Genomic DNA, 13,006 nt, shown 5'->3' with positions numbered 1-13,006 from the left:
AAGCAATTTGTCACTAGCCGTTGGCCGGCGAATGGGGAGCTTGCCAATGATTGTCACGGTCCTGACGAAGATGGGCAGAGGCTGTCCGTAGTTTCCGGGTGGGTGCTGTGGGGGCACGCGACGAAAGCACTGCGTCGGGCGGACCAGATCCGGCCGACGAACCATTTCCGCTGGTGATCGCGGTGACGCCGTCGGCAGCCGAGCGGATACGACTCGCGGAACGGCTGGACGGGGTCGCGCCGCTGCTGCTGGTCGCCGACCTCGACGAGCTGCGCCGGCTGATCGCGGTCCCGTCGGGGCCCGCCCCGACGCCGTCCGCGCGTCCGCCGAGCGCCGACGACGACGCGCTGCTTATCGACTCGACCCGGTCGACGGCCCGCAGCCGGGGCCGCGAGATCGGTCTGACGCGCCTCGAGCACGACCTGCTGGCCTGCCTGACCACCGAGCCGATCCGGGTGTGGAGCTACGCCGAGCTGCACCGCTCGGTCTGGCGTGACGAGGGACGGGAACGCAGGGCGGACGTGCAGTCCCTGGTCAAGCGGCTGCGTCGCAAGCTCCACGAACTCGGCACCGGGGTGGCCATCGACGCGGTGCGCGGCGTCGGGTTCCGGCTGACCGACCATCAGCAGCCGAAGGTCAGCGGTTCAGGATGACTGCCTGACTTGGGCAGCGCGGGCCCGGCCCCGCGCGACCGGCGGGCCGAACCGGACCGGGACACCGGGCGAATACAGCACGCTCACCGGCGCCCCGGCGGGCGGCGGCAGCCCGGCGGCGGCGACCAGTTCGTCGTCCAGGTGCAACAGCTCCGCCCGGTGCAGCGGCCAGCGCGGATGCCAGTTCGGCAGGTGCAGCGTCCGCCCGTACGCCCGGGTGTGCAGCCCCCAGCGGGCGGTGACGAAGTGCTCCAGCGGGGTCGGCTCGGCGACCGGCTCCCCCACCCGCACCACCATGCGGCTCGTCGCGCCCACCGGGCCGGGCCAGCGGCGCCGGCACCGGTAGGTGTAGCGGTCGCCGTCCCGGTCCAGCCGCATCGCCGACCACATGTACGGCAGCCCCAGGGTCACCCGGGCGACCAGCACCGGGACCAGCCGCGACGCGTCGAGCGAACGGAACACCACGGCCCGCCGGCCGGTGTCGTCCACCGAGTAGAGCCGGACGTTGGTCTCCCAGAAGCTGCCGAAGTACGGGATCCCCGGCCCCCTGCCGAAGCCCAGCCCCACCATGCGGAAGCCGATCAGCCCGACGTAGCTGACCCCGTCGAGCGTGTCGGGACGCGTCCCGGCGGGCAGCAGCGGCGCGACGCGCTCCGGCGCCACCGCCCAGTGCAGGAACGTGAGATCGTCCCAGCGTTGCCGCAGGATCGCCCGCGGGAACGCCTGTCCGGGGGCGGCGTCGATCGGCTCGGTGTCCACCTGCCCATCCTGCCCGCAGCCGACAGGCGACGCCGAGCGGGCAGCCCTCGCCCTGATCGCTGCCCCGCCACTTTCGTCCGGCAAACCGGCGGACGGCCGGTCGATCGGTGGCTGTCCCACACCGGTCGCCGGGGGACGGGATTGCTTCCCGACCTGCCGTGGCCGGAAATCGTGTTTGCACGCTTCCGGGGTCCGGCGCGTGATGTTCGTGTCCGGAGCTGAAGCTTAAGGCGGGAGGCGACATGGCTGTCGAGGAGGCGCCGCGGTCGCGGCGGTCCGATGTGGTCGGGGCGGTCGGGATCTTCAACGTGGCTCTGGTCGGGCTCGCCGGGTTGTACGCGGCCACCAGCTCACTGTGGCTGACCGGAGCCGGCGGGGCGGTGGCCGCCGGTTTGGCCGGGGCGTACCTGCTCTCCGGCAGGCACGACCCGGCGGCCGCGGTGCTGGCGGAGGCGGGCTTCGCGGAGCTCGCTCCCGCCGCTCCGGACACCACGCCCGACGACGGAGAGGGCAGTGCGCAGCTGATGGAGGAAAGAGACGATGAGCGTACGGACTTCGCGGAGTTCTTCCGCGCCGAATACCCGAGGCTGGTCTACACGGTCATGCGGCTCGGTGCCACCGAAGCCGAGGCCGAGGACGTAGTCGGCGATGTGCTGACGCGGCTCTACGCGCGATGGGGAAGCATCGAGGACCCGGCGCCCTACGCGTACCGCTCGGTGGTGAACGGCTACCGCAGCAGCCTGCGCTCGGCGGGCCGCACCGTGTCGCTCGACGCGGTCGGGGCCAGGCTGCCCGGGGTGGACGGTTCGGACATCGGCCAGCGGGAGCGCCGGATCCTGGAGGCCGTCGACCGTCTGCCCGCCGCCCAACGGGTCGTCGTCGCCCTGCACTACGCGGGTCTGTCGAACGCGGAGATCGCCGAGGCGACCGGTTCCGTGGCGGAGACGGTGCGCTCCAACCTCCGTCACGCCCGCAAGCGGCTCAAAGCGCTGCTCATCGCGGACGACCTGCTCTGATCCTGCTCTCGTAAAGGAGACAACCGTGTTCGACCACCACAACGACGAATGGAACGACGAAGCGGAGGCGGCGGTGCGGGCCGCCGACGACGCGGCGATCGAGGCGTTGCGCGCCCGGCTCGACGTGGAGGGCCGGCTCACCGAGGTGCTGGCCCGGGCCGAGGCGGAGCGCGCGTTCGCCGCCGGCACCCGGGAGGTGCTGGCGTCGTGGACGCTGGCGCTGAGCCCCGCGACCGTCCGCTCGGCCGGCACCCGACGGCGGATCGTCCGCAACGTGGAGAACGCCGAGTTCTTCACCGCCGCGGTGGGCAGGCGACGAGCCGGACTGGATCCGTGGCCGGATGTCGCGCTCGTGATCGACCAGGACCGCGCCGAACTGCGGGTCGTGCTCTCCCTGCCCGACCGGCCACCGGCGGGCACCGGCCTGGTCGTGGTCGCCCACCACGGCTCGTGGAGGGCCGAGGGCGCCCTCGCCCCGGCCGGCGAACCGCCCGCGGACGGCTTCTGGCCGGTCGATCTCACCTGCCGCATCGCCCTTCCCGCCGACGAGCCGGACGTGGTCGCCGGGCTGGCCGTCGACCTGTTGGTGGTGCGGGCAGGTGACTAGGGCCTCGACGCCTGACTGGGCCGCGTTCGTCGTGGACGTGCTGGCCCTCCCCGGGGGACCGACCAGATCGTCCGCGCTCGCCCAGGTCTGCCTGGCCGCCGATCCGACGATGGCCGAGTCGGGCGGCCCGGGCCGTCCACCGGGTCGTCCGCCGGTGTCGGAGGTCCGTACCGCGGCGGCCGCCCTCGCCGGCTCGGTGGCGGCCCCCACCGACCGGACACAACGCAGCCAACGGATCGTCGCCCTGGTCTTCCGCACGTGGCAGCCGCAGATCCGGCTCGACTCCGCCGTTGCGAACGCCGACATCGACCACCGGGCCGACGAGTGCGCCGAGGCGGTCGCCCTGGCCCGGGAGGAACGCGACCCGCTGCTGCTCGCGTGGTCGCTCGGCCACCTCAGCCGGGCCCTGCGACAGGCACACCGCTGGTCGGAGTCGCTGGCCGCGGCGACCGAGGCCGCGTCCCTGACGGAGGGACCGGCCGACCCGACCCCGGGCCCGTGGGCGGCGGCGCCGGACGCCGTCGCGGAGTCACCCATGGTGGTCCGCGCGGTGCTCGCCTGCCGGGCCTTCAAGGACATGGGCATGGTCGCGGCGTCGCTCGGCGACATCGAGCTGTGGCGCGACGCCATCGACCGGATGACACCGCTGGCCGAGAGCCTGGTTCCCGTCCGGCCGTCGCTGCTCGCCGAGGCGTTGTCGCATCGCGGGGGGCTCGCCAGGCACATCGGGGACCGGGACGGCTTCCGGGCGGTCGAGGCCAGGCTGCGGTCCTGGGCGGAACAGAGCGGCCTCAACCGGGCCCATCGGGCGTGGCTCGCCCAGGCGGCCTACAACGCCGCGCACCTGCACGACCACTCTCGCGCGTACGAGCTGCTGCGGGCGCGGCTCGTCGTCAGCCTGCAGGGCGTCGGGCTCGAGGGCGAGCCGACGCCGGCCTCCGTCGGCGCCCTGGTGCCCGAGTTGCGCCGCCGTGGCCTGCGGTCACGCCGGATAGCGGTGGGCAACTCCGCCTACGACTGCGCGGTCCAGCTCTGGAAGACGCGGTCACAGCTGAGCGTCGAGCGGTGGGAGCTGGCCTCGGCATGGCTGGACGTGGCCGAATCGGCGTACTCCGGAGACGGCCGCAACGGACTGGCGGCGGTGCGGTTCACACGGGCGCGGCTGTTGGCCTGCCACCCCACCGCGGGCGACCCACTGCGCGCCGCCGACCTCGCCCTGGCCGCGGGGGCGACCGGGGTGCGGGCGGGCCTCATGGTCAACGCGGCGGTCGCCGCTGCCGAGTGGTGCGCTCCGGGCGACACCCGGGTGTTCGACCGGCTCACCGAGCTGTCCGAGCGGGCGACGCCCCGGCACCGGGGCGTGCTCAACTACGCCCTGGCGTGCTGGCACCGGCGGGTCGCCGAGGACGCCGACACCGCGGAGGGCACGGCGCGGGCCTACGCCGACGCGGAGTCGGCTGCCTTGGCGTCATGCGCCGACCTGGAGTTCGACGGCGTGGTCGTGGACATGGAGAAGGCCGCCAGGAGCTGGTGGACCGCGGCGCTGGCGTGCGGTCTCAGCGGCCGGACGGAACCCGACGAGGTGCCCGCCACGACGCTGCGGCGCCTCCTGGCGGCCGTACGGTGTGTCGCCGAACTGTTCATCGGGGTGTCCGACCTCGCCGAGCGGGCCGCGCTCGGCCAGCAGTTCGGCGGGCTGTTCCGGGAGGCCGCCGACCTGGCCGTGCGCCTGGGTGACGCGGCGGCGATGGACAGGATCATGGAGGCGGTACGCCGCGACCGCGTCGGCGCCCTGATCAGCGACCTGGCCCGCAGCCCGGCCGTCACCGACGCGGTACGCCGTGCCGCCGAGTCGGTCATCGCCGCCAACGCGGCCCGGCCCGCGCTGCCCGAGACCGAGATCCCGCCCGCGTCCGAGTCGCGGGTGCTCAGCCGCACCGCAGACGCCATCGCGGAGACGAGACGCCGCTCGGTCAGCCAGGCCGACCGCATCCTCGGGGTGCTGAGCGCCCTGGCCGACGGACGGGGTCTGCCCGACATCGACGCCCGGAGCGTCCTGGAACTCTGCCCACAGCACGACGTGAGCGCGGTGCTGCAACTGCTGGCGTCGGAGGTGTCCGCGCTGGGCGGCGGGACTTCGCCGCGCGTGCTCTACCGGAGACTCACCTGGCGCGACGGCGACGGAATTGTCCACGAACACACCGACGCGGTGCCGCTGCCGTTCTCGCCGGCGCGGATGACCCCCGACCAGCCGGGCTACTGGTTGGTCCTGGCACGGTTGACCCGGATCCTGCTGCCGGAGCCGCTGCTGGGGCTGACCGCCGGCAGTGCCCCCGTACGCCTCATGATCGTGCCGACCGGGCTGTTCGACATCGCCTTCGACGTCTTGCCGCTCGACGGTTCCCGCCAGCTCGTCGACGCCGCGGTCGTCAGCGTGCACGCCTCGCTCACCACCATGACGCACCTGCTGAGGCGGGCCGTGGTGCCTGCGGTGCAGCCGTCCATCGCCGTCTACGACCTGGACAGACTGACCCACACCGAGCCGGAGTTCCGCTCGCTGGAGAGCTACCTGCCGCCGCTGTTCGAAGTGACCTCCCGTGCGGTGCTGGTGAGCACGCTGGGCTCGGGCGAGACCACCGGGTACCGCATGCTCGCGCTGGCCGTGCACGGTACGGACGACGTGACCGACGGGTGGGGGCAGAGCAAGATCCTGCCCGACGGGACCGAGCTCACTGCCGCCGAGGCCATGGCACTGTCCTTTCCCCAGTTGTGTGTGCTCGCCTCCTGCCACTCCAGCGTCCGGCTGCGCGGTGGCGTCGAGCTGGCGGGTTTCCCGCTCGCCCTGTTCGCCCGCGGCGCCACCACGGTCGTCGGCAGCCTCCACGAGATCGACGACGAGAGCACGTCGCAGGTCATGCAGCGGTTCTGGAAGCACATGGGCGACGGCACCGACCCGGTGCGGGCGCTGCGCGACGCCAAACTCGGCTGGCTCGCCGAGAAACCCGACCGACGGCTGACCCCCCGGCTGTGGGGTGGCCTCGTCGCGCTCGGCGGCGCCCACTTCTGAGAGGAGACCCATGCCCGACAAGTCCGCGTACGAGGCCAGCACCCTCGACTGGGCCCGCATCCGCGCCTACGCCAGGCGCGTCGCCAGGGAGACCCGCAAGCCGACGGAGAGCGGCATCTCCTACACCAGGACCGAGTACCAGACCGTGACGAAGCGGGTGGAGGTCAGACACGGCTTGTTCAACATGTTCACGAAGGTCCAGCACAGGCCCGAAAGGGTCGCGGTCATCCAACGGGTCGACGTCGTCGGCCCCCACTGGGTGCTCGGCAGGCGCAACCAGCACGTCGAGCGCAACACGAGGCACCGGAACACCACGCATCAGGAGACCACCCACGAGCAGAGCTGGGTGGTCTTGCTGCCCGACGGAAGCCTGAAGAAGGTCGTGCTGTGGGAGGAGGAGAACCTGCGCACCGAGAACGGCCGTTCGACCTACTTCGGCACCCACAGCCACTCCATCGCCGACCTCGGTGACGGCGACGTACGGGCGATGGACTTCGAGAAGCGGCACTCCGAGTACGGCACCCATGGCAAGGGCGTCAAGACATGGGGGGACCGGGAACCCGGCAGGCGGCTGCTCACCCACGCCAAGGGATCGGACTGACCCGGGCCCTGAAACGGCTGCTCTGACGGAACGGTAACGCGCCGTGACGGTTCCCGGGTGGCAGCGGTCTGCGGCGTCGGCTGCGGCGGCGCGGGGCCTGGTGCGGGCCCGGCCGGCGCGGCAGTCGGCGTGACGGCGCGTCGTGCCCTAACCCGGCGACACGCCCGACGGTCGAGGATGCGCGGCGGCGAACTCGTCGCTCCCGCGCTCCTTCGGGACCACGACGTCGGGCGTGCTCCAGGAACGCCACAGCCGGGCGTAGCCACCCCCGGCCGCCAGCAACTGCTCGTGCGTACCGTGCTCGACGACGCGCCCGTGCTCCATGACGACGACACGGTCGGCGGTGGCCGCCTGGCTGAGGCGGTGGGCGACGATCAGCGTCGTACGGCCCTCGGTGGCCGCCGTGGCGGCGCGGTCGAGGTCACGCGCGCCCGCGCTGCCGGCCTCCGCGGTGGCCTCGTCGAGGATCGCGACGGCCGGATCGGCGAGGACGAGGCGGGCCAGGGCGAGCTGCTGGGCCTGGGCGGCGGTGAGCTGCCGCCCGCCCTCCCCCACGCACGTGTCGAGCCCGTCCGGCAGCGTGCGCAACCAGTCGGTGACGCCGACGAGGTCGAGGGCGGCGGCCACCTCGGCGTCGGTCGCGTCGGGGTCGGCGAGGCGCAGGTCCTCGCCGAGCGTTCCGGCGAAGACGTGGACCTCCTGGCTGATCAGCGCGATCTCGCGCCGGATGCGGTGCTCGTCCAGGTCGGTCAGCGGCACGCCGCGCAGGCGGACCGCGCCGCTGGTGGGCGCGATGATTCCGGCGGCGATGCCGGCGAGCGTGCTCTTGCCCGCGCCGCTCGCGCCGACGAGGGCGACGCGTTCCCCGGGTGCGAGACGGAGGGCGACGTCCCGCAGCACGACGGGTCCGTCGTCGTAGCAGTGCCGGTCGACGAGCACCTCCAGCGCCGCGGGTCCGAGCGCGCCCGTCCCGGGCCGTTCCGCACGGGCGGGCGCGGAGCCGTCGGGCGCAGCGGTGTCGGGCAGGGTGGTGACGCCGACGAGCCGGGCGAGGCTCGCCCCGGCCTGGAGCACGGAGTCCGACTGGAACAGCAGCAGGCCGATCGGGTTGAACAGGCGGTGGAAGTAGAGGGCCGCGGTCGTCGCCGCCCCCACGGTGGCCAGGTCGTCGCGGACCAGCAGGAAGCCGGCGAGCAGTACGGCGGCGAGCCCCACGAACTCGGACCGGTTGATCCGCAGCCCGAACCGGGTGTGCAGGCTGAAGATCTCCAGCGACAGGTCGCGGGCCGTGGCGGAGCGATCGGCGATCCGACCGACGTGCGCGTCCTCCATCCGGTACGCGCGCACGGTCGCCGCGCCGCGCAGCGCCCCCGCCATGGCCTGTGCCCGCTCGCCGGTCGCCACCCGCTCGCGCGCGTAGTACGGGACGGAGCGCTTCAGGTACCAGTACAGCGCCAACGCGTAGGCGGGGGCGGCGGCCAGCCCGGCGAGGCCGAGCCGCCAGTCGAGGGCGAAGAGCCCCGCCGCGGTCAGCACGATGGACAGCAGCGCGCCGAGGAAGGCGGGTCCGCTGGTGGCGATCACGTTCGTCACCACGGCCACGTCGTCGCCGGCGCGGGCCACCAGGTCCCCGGTGCCGGCGCGCTCCAGCGTGGCCGACGGCAGGTGCAGGGCGCGGTCGAGGACCCGCTCCCGCAGCCGCGCCAGCACGGTCTCGCCGAGGCGGGCCGTGAGCGCGGCGCCGACCGCGGTGAGGACGCCGGCGAGCACCGCGGCGCCCGCGATCACCCCCGCCCAGGCCACGACGCGGGGCGTGTCGGACCCGGCGATGACGTCGTCGACGAGGCGGCCGAGCACCCAGGGGGCGACCAGCCCGGTCGCCGCCGCGGCGACCAGCAACGTGCCGGCGGCGGCGCTGAGCCCGGGCAGCCGGGCGAACTCGACCCGGAGGGCGGCCCAGGTCTGCCGCGCGGTGGCCGTGGGCAGCAGCCGCCTGGTCCGCACGTCGGGCGTGCTCGGCTCGTCGGTCATCGCAGGACCTCCTCCCGGTAGCGGGCGTCGCTGGCGAGCAGGTGCTCGTGCGGTCCCTCGGCGACGACCCGCCCGCGGTCGATCACGACCACCCGGTGCGTGCTGCGCAGCAGGACCGGGCTGTTGGTGATCAGCACCGTGCCGCGGGCCGCCGCCGCGCGGGCCGAGGTCAGCCCCTCGGCGAGCAGCGCCTCGGTCACCGCGTCGACCGCCGTGGTGGGGTTGTGCAGCACCAGCACCGGCGGGTCGGCGACGAGCGCCCTGGCCAGCCCGATCCGCTGCCGCTGCCCGCCGGAGAGGTTGGCGCCCCGCTCGGTGAGCAGCCGGTCGAGGCCGTGCGGGTGCGCGGCGAGCACGTCCTCGGCCGCCGCGGCGCGTACGGCGGCGCGCAGGACCGCCTCGTCGGCGTCGGCGCCGGCGGCGAGGTTGGCGCGCAGCGTCCCCTCGAACAACGCCACGTCGTGCTGCTCGACCAGGAGGATGCCGCGCACGGCGTCGACGTGCAGGTCCTCGGCGGGCACGCCGTCGACGTACAACGTGCCCCGGTAGTCCTCCCGGGGCACGCGGCCGGACAGCAGCGTCACCAGCGCCTCGGCCTCGCTCGGGTCGTGGGCGAGCACACCCAGGACCTCACCGGCGCCGACCCGCAGGCACAGCCCGTCGAGTCCGGCGTACCCGACCGCGTCGAGGGTGAGCCGCGCCGCGGCCGGGGCGGGTGGTCCGGCGGTACCCGGCCAGGTGAGCGGCTCGGCGCCGAGGACCCGGGCGACCCGCCCGGCGCTGGCGCGGGCCATGGCGAACAGTTGCACGGACCAGCCCAGCGTCTGCACGGGCTCGGCGACGAACTGGGCCAGCCCGACGACGGCGACGAGTTCACCGACGGTGAGCCGGCCCTGGATCGCGAGCCAGCCGGCGACCCCGGCGACCGCCGCGAGGAAGAGGCCGTTGACTGTGGTGGTGAGCCCGAGGTGCAGACCCTTGGTGGTGGCGGCCCGCAGGGTGACGTCGAGGGCGTGGCGGCTGGCGGCCGCGTACCGGCGGGCGGCGTGGTCCTGCGCGCCGATGCCGCGCAGCACGCGCAGGCCGGTGACGAGGTCGACGGCGAGCGAGGTCGTGGCGGCGAGGGCCTCCTGCTGTGCGGCGCTGCGCCGGCTGAGCAGCGGCGCCATCCGTTGCAGGGCGACGACCACAAGCGGCACGCCGACGAGCACGCCCAGCCCGAGCGGGACGTCGACGACGAGCAGCGCGACGGCCGCGACCACGATGGCGGTGAGCGCGGCGGCGCAGAGCCCCGCGACCCGTACGACGAGCGCGGTCAACTCGGCGTCGGAGGCGGTGACGGACAGCAGCTCGCCGTCGCGCATGCCGGAGCGGTTGCCGCGCGGGTCGAGGGCGCTGCGGGCGATCTCGACGCGCAGGAGGTGGGCCTCCTGCTCCAGGGCGGCGTACCCCAGGCGGGCGCCGGTGCGGTAGGCGAAGGCGAGGACGGTGAAGAGCGCGGCGAGACCGGCGAGGGAGAGCAGCAGCGCCCGTACGTCCCCGGTGGCGACCGCGCGGTCGATGATCACGCCGATCGCGACCGGGACGAGGGCCTCGGTGGCCTGGTGGGTGCAGAGCAGTGCGGTGCCGGCCACCACGCGGCCGCGCTGGCGGCGCAGGGCGCGGCGCAGCACCGTCGTACCGCTGAGCTCGTCGACTGCCATGAGCGTCAGGCCCCGGCGTGCTGGTCGGGGGCGTCGGCCCAGGTGGGTGTCAGGGCCCGCCTGGTGTCGGCGACGACCTGGACGAACGTGGATGTGTGCACGAGCTGCGCCCTCCCAGCGATCAACGGCCAGGTTAGCCTCGCCTAATACACGCGACGAACGGGGGCCCGGCGGGCGGGTCGTCACGTGATGGCGACCGAGCGGCAGCATCAGCGGCTTCGCCGACCTCGGGGTCGATGATGCCCGGCCACCCCGTCCGGCGCGCCCGCGCCGAGACCGGACCCGTCCGGGCGTTCGCTCGCGCCGCACATGGGCGGTCGGCTCGCCCCCGCGACCCGTGGGGACGGCTGACGAACCGGTGAGCTAGGCGTTGGCCGGGTCCTCCCCGGCTGCGGGCCGGTAGCAGCCACTGGCCAGGATCAGGGCGACGCGGTCCCGGCTCGCGGTGGTCGTGAGGCTGATCGTGATCCCGGTGCCGGGGTCACGCATGGACACGGCACCCCTGGTACCGTCGGCGAAGGTGCGGTCCTCGGTGATCTCGTAGCCCTGCTGCCGCCACATGTCCCGGATGCGCCGCAGCGTGGCGATCTGGTCGGCGGGCGGGACCGCAAGTCCGGCGAAGCCGCTCAACGTCCACCGTCCGTCGTCGGCGATCTCGCCCCGCTGGCCCTGGCAGGGCGAGGTGTTGGTCCGCCAGGCGTCGAGCGTGACGCCGGCGGTGGTGGCGACGGCCCGGGCGCGAGCCTCGGCCAGGGTGCTCACCTCGGCGGCTGCCTTGGTCTGCAACGAATCGTCCTTTCCTGACGACGAGCCGGGTCCCCCGCCCGCGCAGGCGGTGGCGGGCACCAGCATGGCCGCCACCGCCACGGCGCGCCACCGGGACGTGCGGTGACGTGGGGTCATGGGGCTGTGCCGTGGTCGAGGGCGGCGGCCTCGTAGTCGCCGACGATGACGGCTGCCTGGGAGCGCAGCATCTGACTGTTCTGCGCCCAGTATCCGCTGTGGCCGGACGTGTCGACGTGCAGGACGTTGCCGCCGAACTCCGGGTCGTGCGGGGCGGGGCCGTGGATGCCGACGAGGCCGTCGACCGCCCACTCCCCGACGACGGGCACGTTGTCGAGCCAGCCGATCGTCTCCTCCGGTCGCGCGACGACGGTGTCGTCGGCCGCGGCGCCCGCCCACACGTGTCTCGGGTCGATGTTGAACTCGCCGGCGTTCTCGACGCGCATGCCGGGACTGCCGACGGCGATCATGTCGTCGACGGCGAGGCCGTCGCCGTTGCTGGCGGCCTCGCCGAGGACGGTCGAGCCGTAGCTGTGGCCGATGGCGGTGAGGTGGGAGGGACCGTCGTCGTGGGAGGCGCGGAGCCCGTCGACGAAGCCGTCGAGCGCGCGGGCGCCGGCCTCGGACCTGGCGCCGAACACGGCGCTGACGATGTCGAGGTCGAGCGACGGGGTGTCGTAGCCGAGCCAGGCCACGACGGATACGTCGCTGCCGGCGGGAGCAAGCTCGACCGAGGCCTCCCGCAGGTCGTCGGCCCGACCGATCAGGCCACGGATGTCGTCGAGTTCGGTGCCGACCCCGGGCACGAGGACCGCGGTGTGGGCGGCGGTGTCCGGGTTGCCGATCGCGACCGCCGCCTTCCCGTCACCCGCCGGATCGAACGACAGCAGGTAGAGCCGTTCGTGCGGCGCCGCGTTCTCCGCGCCTTCCAGCTTGTCCAGCAGCATGAGCGCGGCGGCGTGCCGCGGGTCGTCCCGGTCGCGGTGCCGGCCCGCGTCGTCACCGACGAACGTACGCAGCGCCAGTTGGTTCGCCGCGTCGCGGTCCGTGGCGGGCAGCCCGTCGAGTGCGCCGATCCGCTCCGGGTAGGCGGTGAGGTAGACCTGCCGCTCGTCGTCGGACAGGCCGCTCCACCAGGCGTGCACGTCGGCGGGGCTGCTGCCCGGCGCGGGGATGCTCTCCTCGCTCAGCTCGAGCGCCGCGGCGGCGGCCAGTGCGCCGTCGTTGGCCCTGTCGTACTCCCAGGCGAACTGCCCCGGAGCGCCGGCCTTCAACTGGGTCAGGGCGCGGGCGATCCGGCTGTCGGCCTCGGTGGCCTCGGCGACGATCCGCGTGATCAGGTCGGTGTGGATCGCGGCGTTCCGGACATGTCGACGGTGGAGCGTCTCCGCGTCCGGGTCGTGCCTGTCCCCTGCCGCCATCGCCGGCGCGGACACCCGCCCGGCCTCGTCCACGCTCAGTCCGAGGGATCGGGCGGCGCCGACGGCCGACTCCAACCGCCGCTGCAGGTCGCCGAACTCCTCCGCCGCTTCCCGCAACACGCTCGCGGCGGTCCGGGTCTGCAGGCTCGCCACCTCGAACTCGTCATCGAGCTCGTCCATCCGGGCCAACGCCGCGCTGGCCGCCGAGCCCTGCCAGCCCGAGCCGCGCAGCGGCCGGGTCAGCTCGGCGCCGCACCGCGCCTCCAGCTCCGCGCAGGCCCGCGACAGGTCCGTCCAGGCCTGCGCGGCGTCCCGCAGCGGGGCGACGCGCGCCTCGCGCAGGTCCGCGTACGTCACCACCGAGC

At 74.2% G+C, this 13,006-nt stretch carries 10 protein-coding genes; 5 read left to right on the top strand and 5 right to left on the bottom strand.

The features are described 5' to 3' along the window. The first annotated feature begins 173 nt into the window (after positions 1-173). Positions 174-653 carry a winged helix-turn-helix domain-containing protein gene (locus tag AB0B83_RS14310; protein WP_357578557.1) on the top strand — a complete coding sequence of 160 codons (480 nt, stop codon included), beginning with the start codon at positions 174-176 and terminating at the stop codon, positions 651-653. On the opposite strand, the gene AB0B83_RS14305 is transcribed toward AB0B83_RS14310, so the two are convergent. Next, positions 645-1,412, bottom strand: a complete 768-nt coding sequence (locus AB0B83_RS14305; protein WP_357578556.1) for a DUF2071 domain-containing protein — start codon at positions 1,410-1,412, stop codon at positions 645-647. The two genes, AB0B83_RS14310 and AB0B83_RS14305, sit on opposite strands and share 9 nt — an antisense overlap. 242 nt (positions 1,413-1,654) lie before the next feature. Between AB0B83_RS14305 and AB0B83_RS14300 the strand changes: the two genes are divergently transcribed. The 4 genes from AB0B83_RS14300 to AB0B83_RS14285 are packed head-to-tail and all read left to right on the top strand — an operon-like array spanning position 1,655 to position 6,703. Beyond that, a complete protein-coding gene (locus tag AB0B83_RS14300; protein WP_357578555.1) occupies positions 1,655-2,428 on the top strand; it encodes a sigma-70 family RNA polymerase sigma factor in 774 nt (257 codons plus the stop codon). Between the two features lie 25 nt (positions 2,429-2,453). After that, complete coding sequence (locus tag AB0B83_RS14295) at positions 2,454-3,035, top strand: hypothetical protein (protein ID WP_357578554.1); 582 nt, start codon at positions 2,454-2,456, stop codon at positions 3,033-3,035. Beyond that, positions 3,028-6,102: a CHAT domain-containing protein gene (locus AB0B83_RS14290; protein ID WP_357578553.1), complete on the top strand. Its 3,075-nt coding sequence runs from the start codon at positions 3,028-3,030 to the stop codon at positions 6,100-6,102. The genes AB0B83_RS14295 and AB0B83_RS14290 overlap by 8 nt, the downstream gene beginning before the upstream one ends. Positions 6,103-6,112: 10 nt before the next feature. After that, a complete protein-coding gene (locus AB0B83_RS14285; RefSeq protein WP_357578552.1) occupies positions 6,113-6,703 on the top strand; it encodes a hypothetical protein in 591 nt (196 codons plus the stop codon). A 147-nt stretch (positions 6,704-6,850) separates the two neighbouring features. On the opposite strand, the gene AB0B83_RS14280 is transcribed toward AB0B83_RS14285, so the two are convergent. The 4 genes from AB0B83_RS14280 to AB0B83_RS14265 all read right to left on the bottom strand — a co-directional run bounded on the left by AB0B83_RS14280 (position 6,851) and on the right by AB0B83_RS14265 (position 13,001). Next, positions 6,851-8,734, bottom strand: a complete 1,884-nt coding sequence (locus tag AB0B83_RS14280) for an ABC transporter ATP-binding protein (RefSeq protein ID WP_357578551.1) — start codon at positions 8,732-8,734, stop codon at positions 6,851-6,853. Continuing rightward, positions 8,731-10,437 (bottom strand): ABC transporter ATP-binding protein, encoded by a 1,707-nt coding sequence (locus tag AB0B83_RS14275; RefSeq protein ID WP_357578550.1) that lies wholly within the window; start codon positions 10,435-10,437, stop codon positions 8,731-8,733. Before AB0B83_RS14275 ends, AB0B83_RS14280 begins: the two co-directional genes overlap by 4 nt. A 363-nt stretch (positions 10,438-10,800) precedes the next feature. After that, positions 10,801-11,340 (bottom strand): hypothetical protein, encoded by a 540-nt coding sequence (locus tag AB0B83_RS14270; protein ID WP_357578549.1) that lies wholly within the window; start codon positions 11,338-11,340, stop codon positions 10,801-10,803. Continuing rightward, entirely contained in the window at positions 11,337-13,001 is a 1,665-nt protein-coding gene (locus AB0B83_RS14265) for an alpha/beta hydrolase (RefSeq protein WP_357578548.1), read from the bottom strand. Before AB0B83_RS14265 ends, AB0B83_RS14270 begins: the two co-directional genes overlap by 4 nt. Positions 13,002-13,006: the final 5 nt, after the last annotated feature.

Source organism: Micromonospora sp. NPDC049060 (assembly GCF_040649055.1).
Taxonomy (GTDB): domain Bacteria; phylum Actinomycetota; class Actinomycetes; order Mycobacteriales; family Micromonosporaceae; genus Micromonospora; species Micromonospora reichwaldensis.
The sequence above is the reverse complement of the archived record's forward strand: the minus strand, read 5'-3'. Positions and strand labels throughout refer to the sequence as shown.

Excerpts from the sequence above, each read along its gene's own strand:
- AB0B83_RS14300 (WP_357578555.1), top strand. The coding sequence starts at position 1,655 with ATGGCTGTCGAGGAGGCGCCGCGGTCGCGGCGGTCCGATGTGGTCGGG.
- AB0B83_RS14285 (WP_357578552.1), top strand. The coding sequence starts at position 6,113 with ATGCCCGACAAGTCCGCGTACGAGGCCAGCACCCTCGACTGGGCCCGC.
- AB0B83_RS14280 (WP_357578551.1), bottom strand. The coding sequence starts at position 8,734 with ATGACCGACGAGCCGAGCACGCCCGACGTGCGGACCAGGCGGCTGCTG.
- AB0B83_RS14275 (WP_357578550.1), bottom strand. The coding sequence starts at position 10,437 with ATGGCAGTCGACGAGCTCAGCGGTACGACGGTGCTGCGCCGCGCCCTG.
- AB0B83_RS14270 (WP_357578549.1), bottom strand. The coding sequence starts at position 11,340 with ATGACCCCACGTCACCGCACGTCCCGGTGGCGCGCCGTGGCGGTGGCG.